Source organism: Burkholderia mycopellens (assembly GCF_964265025.1).
Lineage (GTDB): Bacteria > Pseudomonadota > Gammaproteobacteria > Burkholderiales > Burkholderiaceae > Burkholderia.
Window position 1 is genome coordinate 83,382 of record NZ_OZ183803.1, and the last position, 19,189, is coordinate 102,570.

Annotated in this window: 16 protein-coding genes; 13 read left to right on the forward strand and 3 right to left on the reverse strand. The window is 62.6% G+C overall.

The genetic code is table 11. From position 1 onward, the window contains the following. The first annotated feature begins 13 nt into the window (after positions 1–13). The 4 genes from ACPTTC_RS18665 (at position 14) to ACPTTC_RS18680 (ending at position 4,700) form a co-directional block, all read left to right on the forward strand. Entirely contained in the window at positions 14–841 is an 828-nt protein-coding gene (locus ACPTTC_RS18665; RefSeq protein WP_226197223.1) for a p-hydroxycinnamoyl CoA hydratase/lyase, read from the forward strand. Between the two features lie 42 nt (positions 842–883). Further along, entirely contained in the window at positions 884–2,335 is a 1,452-nt protein-coding gene (locus ACPTTC_RS18670; RefSeq protein WP_423393428.1) for an aldehyde dehydrogenase, read from the forward strand. Positions 2,336–2,426: 91 nt separating this feature from the next. Next, complete coding sequence (locus ACPTTC_RS18675) at positions 2,427–4,331, forward strand: feruloyl-CoA synthase (protein ID WP_423393429.1); 1,905 nt, start codon at positions 2,427–2,429, stop codon at positions 4,329–4,331. 63 nt (positions 4,332–4,394) lie between these two features. Beyond that, positions 4,395–4,700 (forward strand): hypothetical protein, encoded by a 306-nt coding sequence (locus ACPTTC_RS18680; protein WP_423395762.1) that lies wholly within the window; start codon positions 4,395–4,397, stop codon positions 4,698–4,700. Between the two features lie 40 nt (positions 4,701–4,740). On the opposite strand, the gene ACPTTC_RS18685 is transcribed toward ACPTTC_RS18680, so the two are convergent. The 3 genes from ACPTTC_RS18685 to ACPTTC_RS18695 form a co-directional block, all read right to left on the reverse strand. Then, positions 4,741–5,721 carry a PDR/VanB family oxidoreductase gene (locus tag ACPTTC_RS18685; protein WP_423393430.1) on the reverse strand — a complete coding sequence of 327 codons (981 nt, stop codon included), beginning with the start codon at positions 5,719–5,721 and terminating at the stop codon, positions 4,741–4,743. Between the two features lie 56 nt (positions 5,722–5,777). After that, entirely contained in the window at positions 5,778–6,821 is a 1,044-nt protein-coding gene (locus ACPTTC_RS18690; protein WP_226197227.1) for an aromatic ring-hydroxylating oxygenase subunit alpha, read from the reverse strand. Between the two features lie 86 nt (positions 6,822–6,907). Next, a complete protein-coding gene (locus tag ACPTTC_RS18695) occupies positions 6,908–7,675 on the reverse strand; it encodes a GntR family transcriptional regulator (protein WP_423395680.1) in 768 nt (255 codons plus the stop codon). A 255-nt stretch (positions 7,676–7,930) separates the two neighbouring features. Here ACPTTC_RS18695 and ACPTTC_RS18700 point away from each other — a divergent pair, with 255 nt between their 5' ends. The 9 genes from ACPTTC_RS18700 to hpaB all read left to right on the forward strand — a co-directional run bounded on the left by ACPTTC_RS18700 (position 7,931) and on the right by hpaB (position 19,185). Beyond that, a complete protein-coding gene (locus ACPTTC_RS18700) occupies positions 7,931–8,425 on the forward strand; it encodes a MarR family winged helix-turn-helix transcriptional regulator (RefSeq protein WP_175965213.1) in 495 nt (164 codons plus the stop codon). Between the two features lie 286 nt (positions 8,426–8,711). Beyond that, positions 8,712–9,917: a 3-(3-hydroxy-phenyl)propionate transporter MhpT gene (mhpT, locus tag ACPTTC_RS18705; RefSeq protein WP_423393431.1), complete on the forward strand. Its 1,206-nt coding sequence runs from the start codon at positions 8,712–8,714 to the stop codon at positions 9,915–9,917. 67 nt (positions 9,918–9,984) lie between these two features. Continuing rightward, positions 9,985–11,124, forward strand: a complete 1,140-nt coding sequence (locus ACPTTC_RS18710; protein WP_423393432.1) for a porin — start codon at positions 9,985–9,987, stop codon at positions 11,122–11,124. 28 nt (positions 11,125–11,152) lie between these two features. Continuing rightward, entirely contained in the window at positions 11,153–12,874 is a 1,722-nt protein-coding gene (locus ACPTTC_RS18715) for a tannase/feruloyl esterase family alpha/beta hydrolase (RefSeq protein ID WP_423393433.1), read from the forward strand. Positions 12,875–13,739: 865 nt separating this feature from the next. After that, the gene (locus tag ACPTTC_RS18720; RefSeq protein WP_226197233.1) at positions 13,740–14,435 is read left to right on the forward strand and encodes a hypothetical protein; all 696 of its coding nucleotides are present in this window, start codon (positions 13,740–13,742) and stop codon (positions 14,433–14,435) included. A gap of 96 nt (positions 14,436–14,531) precedes the next feature. Then, a complete protein-coding gene (locus ACPTTC_RS18725) occupies positions 14,532–16,184 on the forward strand; it encodes an ATP-binding cassette domain-containing protein (RefSeq protein ID WP_423393434.1) in 1,653 nt (550 codons plus the stop codon). A 1-nt stretch (position 16,185) separates the two neighbouring features. Further along, positions 16,186–17,058, forward strand: a complete 873-nt coding sequence (locus ACPTTC_RS18730; RefSeq protein WP_226197235.1) for a cupin domain-containing protein — start codon at positions 16,186–16,188, stop codon at positions 17,056–17,058. A 229-nt stretch (positions 17,059–17,287) separates the two neighbouring features. Then, positions 17,288–17,680 carry a hypothetical protein gene (locus tag ACPTTC_RS18735; protein WP_423393435.1) on the forward strand — a complete coding sequence of 131 codons (393 nt, stop codon included), beginning with the start codon at positions 17,288–17,290 and terminating at the stop codon, positions 17,678–17,680. Then, entirely contained in the window at positions 17,680–19,185 is a 1,506-nt protein-coding gene (gene hpaB / locus ACPTTC_RS18740) for a 4-hydroxyphenylacetate 3-monooxygenase, oxygenase component (RefSeq protein WP_423393436.1), read from the forward strand. The genes ACPTTC_RS18735 and hpaB overlap by 1 nt, the downstream gene beginning before the upstream one ends. The last annotated feature ends 4 nt before the right edge of the window (positions 19,186–19,189 follow it).

Genomic DNA, 19,189 nt, shown 5'->3' on the forward strand with positions numbered 1-19,189 from the left:
TTGGAGAACGAAGATGAGTTACGAAGGTCGCTGGAAAACGGTGAAGGTCACGGTCGAGGGCGGGATCGCGTGGGTGTCGCTGAACCGCCCGGACAAGCGCAACGCGATGAGCCCGACGCTGAACACGGAGATGATCGACGTGCTGGAAGCGGTCGAGCTCGACGCCGAAGCGCAGGTGCTCGTGCTGACCGGCGAGGGCGATGCCTGGACGGCCGGGATGGACCTGAAGGAGTATTTCCGCGAAGTGGACGCGGGCCCGGAGATCCTGCAGGAAAAGATCCGCCGCGACGCGAGCCGCTGGCAGTGGCAACTGCTGCGCATGTATGCGAAGCCGACGATCGCGATGGTCAACGGCTGGTGTTTCGGCGGCGGTTTCTCGCCGCTCGTCGCGTGCGATCTCGCGATCGCGGCCGACGAAGCCGTGTTCGGGCTGTCGGAGATCAACTGGGGCATCCCGCCGGGCAACCTCGTCAGCAAGGCGATGGCGGATACCGTCGGGCATCGCGAGGCGCTGTACTACATCATGACCGGCGATACCTTCACCGGGCAGCAGGCCGCGAAGATGGGGCTCGTCAACAAGAGCGTGCCGCGTGCGCAACTGCGCGATGAAGTGCTGGCGCTCGCCGCGAAGCTGCTCGACAAGAATCCGGTCGTGATCCGCAACGCGAAGCACGGCTTCAAGCGCTGCCGCGAACTGACGTGGGAGCAGAACGAGGACTACCTGTACGCGAAGCTCGACCAGGCGAACTACCGCGATCCGGAAGGCGGCCGCGAGCAGGGCCTCAAGCAGTTCCTCGACGACAAGAGCATCAAGCCGGGCCTGCAGGCATACAAGCGCTGACGCGCGACGCGGCACGCAACCGGACTGAGCGGAGACAGCGAAATGCACGAAGTGAGTTTGTTGATCGACGGCGTGTCGCGCGGCGCGTCGGATGGCGGCACGTTCGACCGGATCGATCCGGCGACGGGACAGGTGGCGTCGCGCGCCGCCGCGGCGACGCTCGCCGATGCGGATGCCGCGGTCGCGGCGGCCGCGCGCGCGTTTCCCGCATGGGCGGCGCTCGCGCCGACCGAGCGCCGCCGGCGGCTGCTCGCGGCGGCCGACCGGATGGACGCGCGCGCCGGCGAATTCATCGAGATCGGCCGTGCCGAAACCGGCGCGATGGCGAACTGGTACGGCTTCAACGTGATGCTCGCGGCGAACATGCTGCGCGAGGCCGCCGCGATGACGACGCAGATCGACGGCGCGGTGATCCCGTCCGATGTACCTGGCAGCCTCGCGATGGCGGTGCGCCAGCCGTGCGGCGTCGTGCTCGGCATCGCGCCGTGGAACGCGCCGGTGATTCTCGCGACCCGCGCGCTTGCGATGCCGCTCGCGTGCGGCAACACGGTCGTGCTGAAGGCGTCCGAGGGCTGCCCGGGCGTGCACCGGCTGATCGGCAGCGTGCTGCATGACGCGGGGCTCGGCGACGGTGTCGTCAACGTGATCACGCATGCGCCGCAGGACGCCCCCGCGATCGTCGAACGGTTGATCGCGAACCCGGCGGTGCGGCGCGTCAACTTCACCGGCTCGACGCGCGTCGGCCGGATCGTCGCGACGCTCGCCGCGCAGCACCTGAAGCCGGCGCTGCTCGAACTCGGCGGCAAGGCGCCGGTGCTCGTGCTCGACGACGCGGATCTCGATGCGGCGGTCGACGCGGTCGCGTTCGGCGCGTTCTTCAACCAGGGCCAGATCTGCATGTCGACCGAGCGCGTGATCGTCGACCGGACAGTCGCCGATGCGTTCGTCGAACGGCTCGTCGCGAAGGCGCGTACGCTGAAGGCGGGCAACCCGGCCGCGCCGGGCGTCGTGCTCGGCACGCTCGAAAGCGCGGCGGCCGCGCAGCGTATCGCGGCGCTGGTCGCCGACGCGCGCGCGCACGGCGCGGCGTTGCCGCTCGGCTGCGAAGTCGACGGCGCGGTGATGCAGCCGACGATCGTCGACGGCGTCACGCGCGACATGAAGCTCTACGCGGACGAATCGTTCGGGCCGGTCGTGACCGTGCAGCGCGTCGACGGCGACGACGCGGCGCTTGCCGCCGCGAACGACAGCGAATACGGGCTGTCGGCCGCGGTGTTCAGCCGCGACATCGCACGCGCGATGCAGGTCGCGAAGCGGATCGAGTCGGGCATCTGCCACATCAACGGCCCGACCGTGCACGACGAGGCGCAGATGCCGTTCGGCGGCGTGAAGGCGAGCGGCTACGGCCGGTTCGGCAGCAAGGCGTCGATCGCCGAATTCACCGACCTGCGCTGGATCACCGTGCAGACCGCGCCGCGCCACTACCCGATCTGAGCGGGCAGCCGCGTCGCGGCACCGACAACGACACAACGAAGTTCCCGCCGCGCGCTGCCAGCGCGCAGGCGGAACCGACTGGAGACAGACCTTGGATGCGGATCCGACCCAACTGCACGGCACTGCCGCCGTGCAGCCCGCCCCTGCCGGCTACCGCCCCGTCGCGATCGGTGCGGCACCGCCCGACATCGCGCAACGCGACGGCTGCTGGACCCTGCGCGCATCGACCGCGCTCGGCGCATATCCGCGCCGGCTGACCGACCGGCTCGTCAGCGGTGCGCAAGCGCACCCGGACCGCTGGCTCGTCGCGCGGCGCGGCCCCGACGGCGCGTGGATCGGCATCAGCTATGCGCAGATGCTCGAACGCGCGCGCGCGATCGGCCAGGCGCTGCTCGATCGCGGGCTGTCAGCCGAGCGGCCGGTCGCGATCCTGTCCGGCAACGATCTCGAACACCTGCAGGTCGCGTTCGGCGCGATGTGGGCCGGCATTCCGTATGCGCCGCTGTCGCCGGCGTATTCGCTCGTGTCGAGCGACTACGGCAAGCTCCGTCACGCGCTGGCGCTGCTGACGCCGGGGCTCGTGTTCGCCACCGACGGCGATGCGTTCCGCGCCGCGCTCGATGCGACGGTGCCGCCCGACGTCGAGCGCGTGGTCGTGTCGGCGCCGGACGGGATGCGCGGCGTCACGCGCTTCGCGTCGCTGCTCGACACCGCGCCGGGCAGCGTCGATGCCGCGCACGAGGCGATCACGGGCGATACGATCGCCAAGTTCCTGTTCACGTCCGGTTCGACGCGGCTGCCGAAGGCGGTGCCGACCACGCACCGGATGCTGTGCAGCAACCAGCAGATGCTGCTCGAGACGTTTCCGCAATTCGGCATCGAGCCGCCGGTGCTGGTCGACTGGCTGCCGTGGAACCACACGTTCGGCGGCAGCCACAACGTCGGGATCGCGCTGTACAACGGCGGCACGCTGTACATCGACGACGGCAAGCCGGTCGCCGGCAAGTTCGACGAGACGCTGCGCAACCTGCGCGAGATCGCGCCGACGGTGTACTTCAACGTGCCGAAAGGCTGGGAGGAGCTGACCGTCGCGCTTGAAACGGACGCGGCGCTGCGCGCGACCTTTTTCTCGCGGGTGAAGATGTACTTCTTCGCGGGCGCGGGGCTGTCGCAGGCCGCGTGGGACCGGCTCGAGCGCGTGACGCTCGCGCACTGCGGCGAGCGCATCCGGATCATGGCGGGCCTCGGGATGACCGAGGCCGCGCCGTCGTGCATGTTCACCACCGGGCCGATGTCGGGCGCCGGCTACATCGGCCTGCCCGCGCCCGGCTGCGACGCGAAGCTGGTGCCGGTCGACGGCAAGCTCGAGGCGCGCTTTCGCGGCCCGAACGTGATGGCCGGCTACTGGCGCGCGAGCGGCGACGACGCGCGCGAGGTGTTCGACGACGAAGGCTACTACCGCAGCGGCGACGCGGTACGCTTCGTCGACCCGCAGCGTCCGGAGATCGGGCTGATGTTCGACGGCCGGATCGCCGAGGATTTCAAGCTGTCGACGGGGACCTTCGTGAGCGTCGGGCCGATGCGCGCGCGGATCGTGTCGAACGGCGCGCCGTACGTGCAGGACGCGGTGGTGACCGGGATGAACCGCGACGACGTCGGCGCGATGATCTTCCCGCGCGTCGACGATTGCCGCCGCCTCGCGGGCGCGGGGCCGGACGCCGACGTGCGCGCCGTGCTGCAGGCGCCGGCCGTGCGCGCGTTCTTTGCGGACCTGTTGCAGCGGTTGAACCGCGACGCGACCGGCAGCGCGACGTTCATCACGCGGCTGTGCCTGCTCGACACGCCGCCGTCGCTCGATCTCGGCGAAATCACCGACAAGGGGTCGATCAACCAGCGCGCGGTGCTGACGCAGCGCGCGGCGGTGGTCGAAGCGATGTATGCGGCCGACGCGGCCGACTCGGGCGTGATCGTCGCCGGCGGTGCGCGCGGCGCGTAAGGCGCGCACGATGAGTACCGGATATCGCGCGCCGCTGCGCGACATGCTGTTCGTGATCGACGAATGGCTCGACGCACCGGCGCTGTGGCGCCGCTCGATGCATCGAGCGCGCAACAGGTGCTCGACGATGCGGCGCGCTTCGTGACCGGGCGCGTCGCGCCGCTCGACGCGAGCGGCGATCTCGACGGCTGCCGGTTCGACAGTGGCGACGCGCCGTACGACGATCCGTTCCGCACGGACAAGCGCACGGTCGGCGCTTACTTCTTCGACTATCCGCTGGCGGCGTTCGCGCGTCGGCTCGCGCTCGTCGAGGCCGGGTGCCGGGCGTCGTTGCCGGTTGCCAGGGCTCAAAACCGGCCGTCGGCGTGAACGGGCGGCGTGCGGCGCGTCCGTCGCGCCGCACGCACTTTCACAGATCCAGCACCAGCAGCGGCGTGGCCGCACGCGAACAGCACGGCAGCATCTGATCGTTGGCCGCGCGTTCGTCGTCGGTCAGGTAGACGTCGCGATGATCGGGCGTGCCGGACAGCACGCGCGTGAGACAGGTGCCGCACACACCTTGCTCGCACGACACCGGTACCTCGATTCCGCAGCCGCGCAGCGCTTCGACGATCGTCGTGCCGGCAGGCACGTCGACGACGCGGCCCGATTGCGCGAGCGAGACCTGGAACGCGCGGTCGCCTCCGTCTTCGCCTGGGACAGCCGCGGCGTCCACGCCGGCCGAACCCGAGCCGGCCGCACCGAAATACTCCCGATGCACGTTCGCCGGATCCCAGCCGGCCTGCGCGGCCGCCGCGAGCACGGCGCCGATGAACCCGCCGGGACCGCACACGTACAGGTGCGTTCCCGCATCCGGCTTCGCGAGCACCTGCGCGAAATCGATGCGCCGGCCGTCCGGCGCGTCGTCGAACCAGAGCCGCGTGCGGGCCTTGAGCCCGGGCGTGTCGAGCCGGTCGAGGAACGCGGCGCGCGCCGGCTCGCGCGCGCAGTAATGCAGCTCGAACGACTGGCCGGTCTCGATCAGGTGCGCGGCCATGCTGAGCAGCGGCGTGATCCCGATGCCGCCCGCGAGCAGCACGGTGTGCGCGGCACGCGGGTCGAGCGGGAAGTGGTTGCGCGGCGCGCTGATGTCGAGCGTCGTGCCGGGCTCGCATGCGTGCATCGCGAGCGAGCCGCCGCGCGACGCGGGCTCGCGCAGCACGCCGAGCCGGTAGACGCCCGTCTCCGACGGGCTGTTGCACAGCGAATACTGGCGGACGAAGCCGCCGACGTGGACGTCGATATGCGCGCCGGCCGTAAATGGCGGCAGCGCCGTGCCGTCTGCCGGCGCGAGTTCGAACGCGCAGATGTCGGTCGCGACGGGAAGCTTGCGGATGAGCGTGACTTTCATGGGGAAGGATGAAGTAGGCGTGTCGCGCCGCCATGCGGCGGCGGCGCGGCACGCGGTCAGCACGGCAGCGCGGCGGCGCGCTCCTGGTCGATCAGCCGGTCGAGCACGCGTCGCGACTGCACGCCGCCGGCGTCGATGTTCAGCTTCAGCAGCGGCCGGTCCGGCCAGCGCAGCAGGTTGCGTTGCTGCGCTTCGAGCATGTCGAGATCCTCGGCGAAGATCGCGCCTTGCCCGTTGCGGATCGTGTCCGTCAACGCGCGGTCGTCCACCGCGAAGCTGCGCGCCATCCCCCAGAAGTACCAGATCGACGTCTCGGTTTCCGGCGTGATGAAATCGACGACGATGCTCGACACCTTGTCGCGCGGGTCCGCGTGATAGCCGCCCTTGCCCGCATGCGCGACGCCCACTTCGATCATCACGTGGCTCGGCGGCGTGAAATGGCAGATCTGCCAGCGATCGCAGCGCACGTCGTCGGCGAGCCCGTTGCCGCGCAGCGCGGCGGCCCAGAACGGCGGCGGCACGATGCCTTCCATGAAGCGGCTGGTCGTGACCGTATCGCCGTTCACCTTGGTCGCGGGCGGCGCTTCCTCGATCTCCGGCTGCCCGATGCTCGACGCATGCACGTAGGTCTCGTGCGTGAGGTCCATCAGGTTGTCGATCATCAGCCGGTAATCGCAGTCGATGTGATAGAGACCGCCGCCATACGCCCAGCCCGGATCGTCGGCCCAGTGGAGCGGGTGGATCGTCGCCGGATCGGCCTGGGCCGGGTCGCCCGGCCACACCCACACGAAGCCGTGCCGCTCGACGGCCGGATAGCGGCGGATCGCCGGAATGCCGCCGACGCGCTGGCACGGCATGCTCGTGCACTTGCCGTCCGCGCCCATCGTCAGCCCGTGATAGCCGCACACGAGCCGGCCGTCGCGCACGGTGCCGAGCGACAGCGGCGCGCCGCGGTGCGGGCAGAAATCCTCGAGCGCGGCGACCGCGCCGTCCGCGTCGCGAAAGAACACCATGCGTTCGCCGCAAATCTGCCGCCCCAGCGGCTTGCCGGCGAATTCGTCCGGCGTGCAGGCCACATACCACGCGTTTTTCAGGAACATGCGTCTCCTCCATGGCGTGTCCCCACGCCGTGTCTATCGTCGGATGAGCGGCGCGTCGTGCGCCGCGCGAAGGTGCCGCGTGCCGGTCAGCCGGCGTCGCGGCGAATCAGGTTGCCGCCCTTGAGCTTCGTCATCGCGCGCTGGCTGTCGAGCACGCGCCGCAGGTTGTCGTGCGCGATCTGCGCGTGTTCGCGCATCAGCGCTTCGGCGCGCGCGCCCTGGCGGCGTTCGATCGCGTCGAGCACCGCGCGATGCTGGGCTTGCGCGACGATCAGCGTTTCGCGCGCGCGCGGATCGAGCGATTGCACGACGACGAACGCGCTCGCGGACGCGAACGGCAACGTCGCGACCTTGTCGATCTGCCGCGCGACGACGTCGCTGCCGGCCGCGGCCGCGAGCAGCCGGTGAAAGCGGGCATTCGCGTCGACGTAGCGCGAGAACGTGTCGTCGGTCAGCGGGCCGGCGAGCAGCACGTCGATCTCGTCGGCGCACGCGTGCAGGCCGTGCAGCATCGACGGCGGCACGCCGCGTTCGGCCGCGAACCGCGCGGCGAGCCCTTCGAGCGTGCCGCGCAGTTCGATCGCGTCGCCGATCTCGCGCGCCGAAAACGCGCGCACCGCAAACCCGCCGGTCGAAATCGGCTCGACCAACCCTTCCTCCTGGAGCCGGATCAGCGCCGCCCGAACCGGCGTGCGCGATACGCCGAGCCGCTCGACGACCCACAGTTCGGAAATGCGTGTGCCGGGCGCGAGCTCTCCGCCGACGATGAGTTCGCGCAGGCCGAGCAGCGTGCGGACCGTTTGCGACGGGGAAGCCGCGCGGGTGTCGGAAGTCGGAGCGTCGAGGTCGGTCATGGCGGATATCGGGGGCAGTGCAGCATTGCCGAGGCAGGCGTGCGGAGTTATCAGGTTACTTGATAAAATTGTATACATCGCTGCCATGCGTTCAAGCGGAATCGTGCAAATCAGCGGGTAAACCATGAGCGAAACCGGTTGGTCGGACTCATGTTGTATACAGTGTGCCGGCCGCCACGATTCGGCGATGCGAGCCTGTCCGCCATGCGGGCCGCGTGAGGTAAGATGGCCCGCGATATTCCTCCCGACACCTTCATGAGTTCGACTCCCGTCAAACCGGCCGGCGCGAAACGCGCTGCCCGTGCCACCGAGGCCAGGCCGCCCATGCGTGCCCAGCAGCGGCTGACCTACCTGATCGGCAATCTCGATCGGCTGCTGCGCCGCCAGATGAGCGATGCGCTCGCGCCGCTCGGCGTGACGCTCGCGCAATACACGGCGCTGTCGGTGCTCGAGGCGCGCGGTGCGCTGTCCAATGCGCAGCTCGCGGTGCGCTCGTTCATCACGCCGCAATCCGCGAACGAGGTGATGGTCGCGATGGCGGCACGCGGTTTCGTCACGCGCGAGGCCGATCCGAATCATGGCCGCGTGATCCTGCTGCGCCTGACCGACGAAGGTTCGGCGATCCTGCGCGAATGCGAACGGGTGCTGCGGCCGCTCGAGCGCCGGATGCTCGGCGACGACCTCACCGCCGCCGACGCCGCGCAGGTCCAGCGCACGCTCGAGCTGTTCGTGCGCAACCTGCGCGACTGAACCACACGTTCGCTTCACTCGGCGTTCCGCACGCCCTTGCCCGGCCGGCTTCCGCGCGTGTTGCGGGTTAACACCGGCGCACCGCGCACTTGAAATATCAGGTTACCTGTTATTAAATCGTCCCGTCCTTCGATGGGATGACGGTCCGCATGACCGGCTGGTCGAGCGGATTTTATTTCGGACAATAAATCAGGCTACCTGATAATTTCTGATGCATGGTCCGATCACGACAAAGACGCCGCGCATGCGTCCCGGCATGACGCGCAGTACAAGGTTTGGAGACGACATGGACACTTCCGTTGCCGAGAGGCCGGCCGTCGCGACGACGCTCGGTTTGTGTTTCGCGATCGCGCTGCTCGAGGGGCTCGACCTGCAGTCGGTCGGCGTTGCCGCGCCGCGCATGGCTCACGAGTTCGGGCTCACGGTTTCGCAGATGGGGCTCGCGTTCAGCGCCGGCACGTTCGGCCTGCTGCCGGGCGCGATGCTCGGCGGCTGGCTCGCCGACCGGATCGGCCGCAAGCACGTGCTGATCGCGTCGGTTTGCCTGTTCGGGCTGCTGTCGATCGCGACCGCGCAGGTGTCGAGCTTCGCGATGCTGGTCGTCGTGCGCGCGCTGACCGGCCTCGGCCTCGGCGGTGCGATGCCGAACCTCATTGCGCTGTCGTCCGAAGCGGTCGACTCGCGCTCGCGCAGCAGCGCGGTGGCCGTGATGTACTGCGGGATTCCGTTCGGCGGCGTGATCGCGTCGCTGATCGGCGTGCTGCTGGCCGGCGACACCGAGTGGCGGCACATCTTCTACGTCGGCGGCATCGGGCCGCTGCTGCTTGCCCCGCTGCTGCTCGCGCTGCTGCCGGAATCGCGCGCGTTCCTCGACGTCAGCGCATCGGGCGGCGCGCGTCCGGGCGTCGCGCACACGCTGTTCGGCGGCTCGCGCACCGGCACGACGCTGGCGCTCTGGCTCAGCTATTTCTGCACGCTGATCGTCCTGTATTTCCTGTTGAACTGGCTGCCGTCGCTGATGGCCGCGAAAGGGCTCGCGCGCAGCCAGGCGGGCATCGTGCAGATCTTCTTCAACATCGGCAGCGGCCTCGGCGTGCTCGGCATCGGCATGTCGATGGACCGGATGCGGCCGTCGCGGGTCGTCGGCGGCATGTACGCGGGGATCGTGCTGTCGCTCGCCGCGCTCGCCATCGCGCCGGGCCTCGTATGGCTGTCCGCCGCGGCGTTCGCGGCCGGGATGTTCGTCGTCGGCGGCCAGTCGGTGCTGTATGCGCTCGCCGCGATCTACTACCCGACCGCGATGCGCGGCACCGGCGTCGGCTCGGCGGTCGCGGTGGGCCGGCTCGGCTCCGTGGTCGGCCCGCTCGCGGCCGCCGAGCTGCTCGCGATGGGCCGCAGCGCGTCGGTCGTGATCGGCGCGAGCATTCCCGTCACGCTGGTCGCCGCCGTCGCGGCGCTGGTGCTGATCCGCAGGCCGCAGGCACACGACTGAGTTTCTTTACTTTCACCCACGAGCGCCGGCAGAGCGCGAAATCGACACAGGTCTGGAGACACTAACCATGAAGCACACCAAAGCCTTGCTGGCGGCCGGCGCATGCGCGCTGGCCTCGACCGGCGCGCACGCGCAATCGAGCGTGACGCTGTACGGGATCATCGACACGGGCGTCGAGTTCGTGTCCCACGCGAACGCGGCCGGCGACCACGTGGTGCGGATGCCGGCCGTGACCGGCGAACTGCCGTCGCGCTGGGGGCTGCGCGGCGCGGAGGATCTCGGCGGCGGCTACCAGGCGGTCTTCACGCTCGAGAGCGGCTTCAACGTGCGCGGCGGCGATCTCGGGCAGGGCGGCCGGCTGTTCGGGCGGCAGGCGTTCGTCGGGCTGAAGGGCGGCTTCGGCACGCTCGCGTTCGGCCGCCAGTACACGATGACGTACCTCGCGCTGCAGGGCGCGGACATCATCGGCCCCGACATCTACGGGCTCGGCTCGTTCGACGCATACGTGCCGAACGGGCGCGCCGACAACGCGGCGACCTACATCGGCACGTACCGCGGCGTGACGCTCGGCGCCGCGTATTCGTTCGGCCGCGACGGCGCGGGCACCGGCAACTCGCCGGGGCAGGGCACGTGCGCGGGGCAGGTGCCGGGCGATACGCTCCAGTGCCGCAACTGGTCGGTGATGCTCAAGTACGACAGCGCGTATTTCGGCGCGGCGGCGTCGTACGAGGAGCAGCGCGGCGGCACCGGCGCGGCCGCGAATTTCTTCGACGGCGTCGCGCCGGTCGCCTTCACGAGCAGCGGCGGCAAGGACGCGCGCACGCACGTGAGCGCCTACGCGCAGGCGGCGGGCGCGAAGATCGGCGCGGGCTGGATCGGCCGGAGCGTGTCGACCGGTTCGCCGGCCGCGCCCGGCGCGCATTCGGACCTGTTCTTCGTCGGTGCGTCGTACGCGGTGAAGCCCGATTTCGTCGTCGACGGCGAAGGCTACCGGATCGTCAACAGCGCGCACGACACGCGCGCGACGATGGCGACGCTGCGCGCGACCTATCTGCTGACCAAGCGCACGGCCGTCTACGCGCAATCGTCGTACCTGTGGAACAGCGCGCATGCGCGCTACGCGGTCAGCGGCGGCGGACCGGGCACGACGCCCGGCGAAGGGATGGGGCAGCTCGGCGCGATGGTCGGCGTCCGGCACATGTTCTGATCCGGCAGTCTGACGAACGGGAGCTATCTTGAACAGACAATCTGCATTCCTCTGCATTGCCCCGCTCACCGCCGCGATGCTCGCCGGTTGCGGCGGCGACGATTCGGTGAATTCCGTACCGACGCACCTGAGTGCCGCGACACCGGCCGCGATGGCGCAGACCTGCGACGCGCTCGCCGCGAAGCTGGCGTATGCGAACACGTCGTTCACGTCGGTGACGACCGCAGCCGCCGGCGCGCTCACGGTGGCCGGCAAGCCGATCGCCGAGCACTGCGTGATCGAAGGGAAGATGAACGAGCGCGTGAGCGCGGTGGACGGCAACACCTATGCGATCGGCTTCGAGATGCGCTTGCCGAAGGCGTGGAACGGCCGCTTCTTCTACCAGGCGAACGGCGGGCTCGACGGCAACGTCGTGACGGCAACGGGCGAGATCGGCGGCGGCGGGCCGCTGACCGATGCGCTGAACCAGGGCTTCGCGGTGATCAGCTCGGATTCCGGGCACAGCGGCGCGCAGAACCCGCTGTTCGGCCTCGACCCGCAGGCACGGATCGACTACGGCTACGGCGCCGTGGATGCGCTGACGCCGATGGCGAAGCAGGTGATCCGTCTCGCGTACGGGAAGGCGCCGGACCGCAGCTACTTCGGCGGCTGCTCGAACGGCGGCCGCCACGCGATGGTCACGGCGGTGCGCAACCCGGCCGACTACGACGGCATCATCGCGGGCGATCCGGGCTTCCACTTGCCGAAGGCGGCGATCGGCGAGATGTATGGCGCGCAGCAGTTCGCGAAGATCGCATCGGCGACCGGGTCGAACGGGCTGCCGGATATCCGCAGCGGCTTCAGCGATGCGGAGCGGCAGTTCGTCGGCGCGAAGATCCTCGAGAAATGCGATGCGCTCGACGGCGCGGCCGACGGGATGGTGCAGGACGTCGCCGCGTGCCAGGCGCATTTCAGCGTCGATGCGGACATCCCGACCTGTGCGAACGGCACACGCACGGGCGCGTGCCTGACGACCGCGCAGAAGACCGCCCTCGAGAACGTGTTCACGGGCGCACGCAACAGCGCGGGCACGGCGCTCTACGCGGGCTTTCCGTACGATCCGGGCATCGCCGGCAGCGGCTGGGCCGCGTGGAAGCAGTCGAATTCGATCGCGCTCGATCCGGTCGCGATGGCGTTCACGTTCATGTCGCCGCCGAAAACCGCGGCGGTGCTCGCAAACGTGCCCGGCTTTGCGCTCGGTTTCGACATGGACAACGACGCGCCGGCCATTTTCGCGACGAGCGGCGTGTACACGCAATCCGCGTGGTCGTTCATGACGCCGCCCGACGAGACCAACCTGTCCGCGCTGAAGGCGCGCGGTGCGAAGCTGCTGGTCTATCACGGCACGGGCGACCCGGTGTTTTCGTTCGACGACACGCGCGACTGGTATGCGCGGGTCGCGCAGGCGAACGGCGGCGATGCGTCGGATTTCGCGCGCTTCTATCCGGTGCCGGGGATGAACCACTGCTCGGGCGGGCCGGCGGCCGACCAGTTCGACCTGCTGACGCCGCTCGTCGCGTGGGTCGAGCAGGGGCAAGCGCCCGGTACGGTGGTGGCCACTGCACGCGATGCGACGAACGCGGTGCCGAATGCGGACGTGCCCGCATCGTGGGGGGCGGGGCGTACGCGGCCGCTGTGCCCGTATCCGCAGGTGGCGCGCTACAACGGCTCCGGCGACGTGAATTCGGCGGCGAGCTTCAGTTGCCGCTGACGTAGCCGTCGATGGGAGGCGGCCGGCGTGCGCGGTTGCGCGCCGGCCGCTTCGTTGCCGCACTCATTCGCCGGGTTCGACCGGCACCTCGAGCCCGACTTTCACGCGGCTCATGCTCGATGGCGTAGTCCGGTCTGAAGCCAGAATACGTCCAATTGCGTCGAACACGAAGAATCCAACTCAATTCTGCTGATGATTCTGCTCGAGTGCCAGCATCGAGTCGCTATCTAGCCCAAAGAGGCGTTCGTCAATCTAGCGTCAGCGCTTCCTATCATTGACCGATAGTGATCGGTCCCCCGAGGAAATCGCACGCCGAGTCGTGTGTGAGTGGTTTGACCTCATTCCTCACAGTACCGCGTTCGGCAACGTACTCAATTGACCCATCTATGCCGGGAAGAGATATCCGCCGGGCTAACTCTCACGATTGAACTACGCGCGCGGTTCTGCTCTTAACGTCTCAGAGCAGGAGGCAATAGCGGCGTACAACCGTCCGGCGGCGCTTGACAGGGTTTCTATATTCAGGGATTTGCACAAATCGTGCAGCGAATATCGATCAATTGCGCATCCCGACGTTTCTCCAACGTATGTTGTTCGTGTTGCACGATAGATAGGTTACTGCGCCGGCTTTCCTCCGAACGAACTCATAGCCCTGACACACCGGCCAGTCAATCCATATATTTACTGTTCTTGAATAATTCAACCAATAATTCCATTTTTAATTAAATTTGGAAATCATTAATGAGGATTTCGAACTTGTCTTATGGACTTGTGTTTTTCGAGGCGGCACTCTCGCAAGAATGCATTGTGACGTTGTGGTAATTGTGGCTTCGTATCTATTCGGATGATTATTTAGATTGGAGAACCTATGAGTGCCGTCGTGGATTGCAATTATAACGTTGTCGATTTTTTGTATCCGGAAGCATTGGCTCGATACGAGCATGAGGGTGTGATTGGGAAATTCAGAGATGAGTGGGATGTCGAGGAAGTGGAGGCGATCGATATCTTCTCTGAAACAAAGAAATTTCTTTTTGTATCGGAGTATGCGCAAAAGCAATGCGTTGAGTTTGAGGTTGATGAGCCGATTCTGATGATAGATAAGATGTGGCATCACTTTATTCTTTTCACAAAGGACTATGAGAAATTTTGCCATCATTTTTTTGGTAAGACGCTTCATCACATACCATTCTGTTCGGCGCATTTGGCCCAGAAAATAAAGAAGCTAGTTCAGAGTGGCACAACTCTGAAGGATCATAATCGAGCTCGTCTGGAGCAGCAGCTCAATTTCATTGGCTCAACATTTGGAGATGAGACGCTCAGGAAGTGGTATGTGGAGTACGGGGAGAAATATTCGTTAAAGAAAATGAATGTATTGAAAAGATCGATCAATCATGGTGCGCCTGATAAATCAGGGGTGTCAATGAATTTGCAGTCGATCTTGGGAATGACAAGTGGTGAATTAATATCGGAAATCGTTAAAAAATCGGAAATTACGATGGGCTGTGGTAGACGAGGATGCGGTATGTATTGCACCTGCAACTCTTCACGTGATCTTTATGCATGATGTTGAGTGACCTATAAGATCAGCTGCCCTGAATGAATGGTGTGCGCAATCAAGCTTGGGGCAGCAGTTTGGGTGAAATGAAATAAAGGGTGGCGTGTGTCTAAGTATATTTATAAATTGCTGGTCCTTTATAGGTGGTATTTTAGTGCCGTGCTGGTCCTTGCGTGTTTGAGTGCGGTGCTAAATACGTCGTTTGGCGCGATGTTGAAGTGGTTGACGGACGGCCTGCAACACGGAAGGCAGGATGTGATTTTTTATTTCATTGCACTATTTTCATTGCAAAGATTCTTGCTCCCAATCGCGGGTGCTGGCGGGACATTGGTTTCGAATAAACTCGCGAATCGAATCGAAAGCGACGTTCGCGACAGGTGGTATGAGCACGTTGTGCGAATGGATTACCGTAGTGCTAGGCATAAGAATTCCGGAGAATATCAAAAGAAAATCCAGGAGGCGGTTGCTTCAGTACGAGCTCTGCTAAATAACACTTTAAGATCACTACTTTCGATCGCGCTTGAAATTGTGTCCGTCACGCTATTTTCGGTTTGGCTTGTGGGGTGGCGAGCGGGCGCGATTTTGATTTCGTTTGCGGTGGTTTACTCTGCTTTTGTCATCTATGTCACGAAGAGGCGAGTGCCGTTGATGAGGGATATCGTAAAATTGGATGCTGAATGTTCGGCATTCATGCACGACAGCTTTATCAATTCGGATTTCATTTCCCCCGCTGTTATGGTGGAAAGAATAAATCGCCACCATGCATTGTTGGCAAAGCTGGAAATTAGAAAGGATGGGAATTCCAATAGGCTATTTGTTGACAGTCTTGTTTCCTCTGTTATATGTCTGGTGGTGTGTTTCGCGAGTCTCATGCTGTACTACAGACAGGGGGGGGATTCGATTGGAGTCGTTGTCATGCTTGCGACCGGGTTGGCGCAATTGATTTCTCAGATCAATGCGCTTGGATTTAATTATCGTAATGTTCTCGGTGCGAAGATTGATATATTGAGGATTTCGGAAGGATTGAGAATTGAGGGGGATTTAAATTGTGATGCGGGTTGTCCGGTGTTGGATGGAGGCCGATATAAATTTTCCTTTCGAGATTTCAGAATGGCAGACTCATCGAACAGAAACATGCCGCCAATCAACGGGGATATCACGATCGAACTGGGTTCATTGAACATACTGCGTGGCCCAAGTGGAATTGGAAAAAGTACTGTTGCACGTGCAATGCGTGGAGAAATTCGCTCTTCGGCAGAGCAATTGCATATAAATGATACTGATGTAATTAGTCTGGATTCGGATTTGTTGTTGAAAAAGATGGGTTATGTTTCTCAAGACAATATCATCTTCAATGAGTCTATCGTCGAAAATCTTCGCTATGGTAAACCCAGTGCTACGCTAGAAGAAATCATCGATACGCTTACAAAGGTTGGGCTTCACAAATTTACGAGCGATCTCGAATATGTCGTGGGCGAAAAGGGTGGTCGACTTTCTGGCGGGGAGCGCCAGAGACTGGTTATCGCCAGGGGATTGCTGCAAGAATGTGACATCTTGATACTTGACGAGCCATTTTCTGGGTTGGACGAAAAGAGAGCCTCCGATCTTGCAGGTACTATAGTGCGCCTCGCGGATAGCACCGTCATGTTCGTGATTATGCATCAGCGTCCAGAGGCAGTTTTTAATTCTAGTTCAACGATTAACTCGCACGTCATGGAGGAGTTTGGCGGCGAGATTCATATTAAGCGTGGGAGGTAGCATGCTTAGTTCCGGAGATTTCTTGTCTGAGGGGCTTAATTTGCGGCCCTATGCATTCGACTCGATAAACGTCGATCGAATCGCCACTTGGGATGAAGTCAATTCGCTCTTATCGAGTGGGCTGATCGATTATCCGAGGATCCGGATTGCTGCTGCAGGCAATGACTACAGCCGCGGCTATAACGGATTCCTCCGCTATTCGATCTCGGAACGGGGGGAGCGACGACCAAGAGTGGTTCCTGGCGTGCTGCGCAAGGTACTGACCGATGGTTGCGCAATCATCATTGACAACTGTGAAGCATTCTTCCCGGGTGTTAGTGCGCTGACAGAGGAAATCAGCGATTCGTTTTGCTGCCGAACGTGGGCCAACTTGTATGTTTCACCCAAGGGGCCAGGCGGATTTGGTTGTCACTTCGATGATCATGATGTTTTTGCCATACAGATTCATGGTGTCAAACGATGGGTAGTATATGCACCTACATACCACTCGCCGAATCGAGGGGATAAGAGTTTTCATTTTCCGCTCCCTAAGGGGGAGCCACTTAAAGAATACACGCTATCCACGGGTGATGGCTTGTACTTGCCTTTCGGATATTGGCACGACGTCGAGGCTATTAGCGATATTTCGATGCACGTAACAATTGGTCTCGATTTCGTCAGAAGGGCGGACGTGCTGAAGCTATTCATCGACGAGCTGGCTAAGAATCGCTTTTTTCGCGACAAGGTGAACTATTCGACGACTACAGCCGAGGCGCGTGAGCTGAAGGAGAGGATAGTCGATGCGATAGGAGAGCTGGATATGGAAATGTTACTTGACGAGTTGCGTGGGCAGTGGCGCGAAAGAAAAGCCGAGTTTAATTTTCCGACGCTTTGATGCGTGCATCACGTACAACGATAATGAAGGTCGGATTACGCTATGCCTCATGGCAGCGATGTATTGGATGATGAATACGTGTTTCGGTCGGCAACCGCGGGTGCCGCTTGTAGAGAAGCTATAGAAATTGGTGCTTACCCAGATTGAAGGCGAGCGCATGTGTGACGCAAAGCGCGCGCGAACGAGCGGGTCGATCAGTATCAATTAGGATTTCTATATTGTTTTTGGTGTGAAAAATAAATACTCGATAATGCAGATTCGGGAGGTTTGGATTAATGCTTACCTGCATGGAGAGGTGGATTGGCTTGACTATCTTGAGATTCCTTTATTTTTCGTGATTAGAAATGGGCGGAGCATATCGAAGTCTGAGGAAATTGAGTTCATAGAGCGAAGTCGAAGAAAATTTCCAAACAGACGCGCGGATAATGTCGAATATACCGAAGTGGTCGACCAGGTGCAGGAGCGTAAGTACTGGGGCACAGTATCCGGTTCGATGAAAATCAAAAAAAATGGCGCGATAGCCAGTCAATTTTATTTCTTTGAATTGTGGTTGGTCGTCGACAATCGTTGGCAGATCGCAAAGCTGTGCATTGAAGATATCGATCATAAGCAGGAGTCTTGATGATGATCGATGCTTGTAGAAATAAGGAAACTATGTCCATGTCGCTCGCTTTTGACGATGAATACCAAGGTGCAAGAAAAGGGGTGAATTTCTTGCGGCGTCTCGAGAACTATCCTCCAGAGCTTTGGTATCAGGGTGAGCGGGTCACAAGCATTCGAGATACCGCAGGGCTCAGAAATGGCGTGGAGACACTCGCTGCGCTCTACGACTACCAATGGGATCACAGCGAATTTATGTTGGAGACTATTGATGGTAGGAGGGTAAGCAGGTCCTTTTCCATCACGAAGAGTCGAAGTGATTTGTTGGCCGTTGGTAAGGCGCTGCTTACTGGCGCTGAGTTTAGTCAAGGTATGCTCGGCCGTGATCCGGCTTACCTAAATAGATCAATTGCTTCGTTCGCAGGATGCGCGGATTTTTTTGACATCGGGGGGCGGGGATTTTCCGGTAATGTCAGGGAGTATTTTCGGTTTGTGCGGGACAATGATCTTGCTCTCACACACACCCTCTTGAATCCGCGAGCAAATCGTCGCGTCGGCCCGGCATTTCAAGATGATCCGACTGTATCCGCCCATGTTACAAGAGAAACAGATGCTGGCATCTATATAACAGGTGCTAGGTTGATTGCTACACTTCCTTTTGCCGATGAGATTGCGGTCTTTCCGGCAAGGTTGCTGGACGTCTCGGATGCGTCGAAAGCGTATGCATTTGCGTTCGTTCTGCCGACCTGTACCCCAGGATTAAAGTTCATCTGTCGCGAGTCCCTTGATTATGGGATGGAACGCAAAAATCATCCTCTTGGTGCACGATACGAGGAAATGGATGCCGTAGCACTGTTTGACAACGTATTCGTTCCATGGGAGAGGGTATTTTGTTATCGTGATATAGATATATGCAATCGTTTCTACGACGCGACTGGAGCAACCGCACACATCACCTATCAAGTGGTGTGCAAGAATATTGTCAAATTGGAGTTCTTTCTCGGACTTATTTCCCTGATGATTCGCGGTTCCGGGCTTGAGTTATTTCAGCATATTCACGATAAGATGGCCGATGTCTGGGCTGGCTGGCAAACTATGAAGGCGTTCAAGGCAGCTTCCGAGGCCGGGGCAAGGCCAAACGATTTTGGTGTTCTGGTTCCTGATTGGGAGCCGCTAGAGGCTGCTCGGTTCTTGTTTCCTCGCATATACCCCCGGATCGTGGAAGTCGTGCAGCAGATTGGTGCTAGCGGTTTAGTGGCATTGCCGACGAGCCAGGATTTGGATGGGCCGATGCGCAGCGAGATCGATAAATATTTTCAAGGCATGAGACTGGAGGCGGCAGACAAGATTGATCTGTACCGACTAGCGTGGGACGCTTCAATTTCTGCATTCGCTGGTCGTCAGGTCCTCTACGAGCGATTCTTCTTCGGCGATCCAGTGAATATGGCGACACGAATCTTCCGAAGCAACCCATGCTCGGAATTGATGGAGCGCGTGAGTGAATTTATTCACAATAACGTGGATTAGCTGC

What these genes read in the sequence shown, in the direction of transcription:
- ACPTTC_RS18665 (WP_226197223.1), top strand. Translation starts at nt 14, where the DNA reads ATGAGTTACGAAGGTCGCTGGAAAACGGTGAAGGTCACGGTCGAGGGC.
- ACPTTC_RS18670 (WP_423393428.1), top strand. Translation starts at nt 884, where the DNA reads ATGCACGAAGTGAGTTTGTTGATCGACGGCGTGTCGCGCGGCGCGTCG.
- ACPTTC_RS18680 (WP_423395762.1), top strand. Translation starts at nt 4,395, where the DNA reads ATGGCTCGACGCACCGGCGCTGTGGCGCCGCTCGATGCATCGAGCGCG.
- ACPTTC_RS18685 (WP_423393430.1), bottom strand. Translation starts at nt 5,721, where the DNA reads ATGAAAGTCACGCTCATCCGCAAGCTTCCCGTCGCGACCGACATCTGC.
- ACPTTC_RS18690 (WP_226197227.1), bottom strand. Translation starts at nt 6,821, where the DNA reads ATGTTCCTGAAAAACGCGTGGTATGTGGCCTGCACGCCGGACGAATTC.
- ACPTTC_RS18695 (WP_423395680.1), bottom strand. Translation starts at nt 7,675, where the DNA reads ATGACCGACCTCGACGCTCCGACTTCCGACACCCGCGCGGCTTCCCCG.
- ACPTTC_RS18700 (WP_175965213.1), top strand. Translation starts at nt 7,931, where the DNA reads ATGAGTTCGACTCCCGTCAAACCGGCCGGCGCGAAACGCGCTGCCCGT.
- mhpT (WP_423393431.1), top strand. Translation starts at nt 8,712, where the DNA reads ATGGACACTTCCGTTGCCGAGAGGCCGGCCGTCGCGACGACGCTCGGT.
- ACPTTC_RS18710 (WP_423393432.1), top strand. Translation starts at nt 9,985, where the DNA reads ATGAAGCACACCAAAGCCTTGCTGGCGGCCGGCGCATGCGCGCTGGCC.
- ACPTTC_RS18720 (WP_226197233.1), top strand. Translation starts at nt 13,740, where the DNA reads ATGAGTGCCGTCGTGGATTGCAATTATAACGTTGTCGATTTTTTGTAT.
- ACPTTC_RS18730 (WP_226197235.1), top strand. Translation starts at nt 16,186, where the DNA reads ATGCTTAGTTCCGGAGATTTCTTGTCTGAGGGGCTTAATTTGCGGCCC.
- hpaB (WP_423393436.1), top strand. Translation starts at nt 17,680, where the DNA reads ATGATGATCGATGCTTGTAGAAATAAGGAAACTATGTCCATGTCGCTC.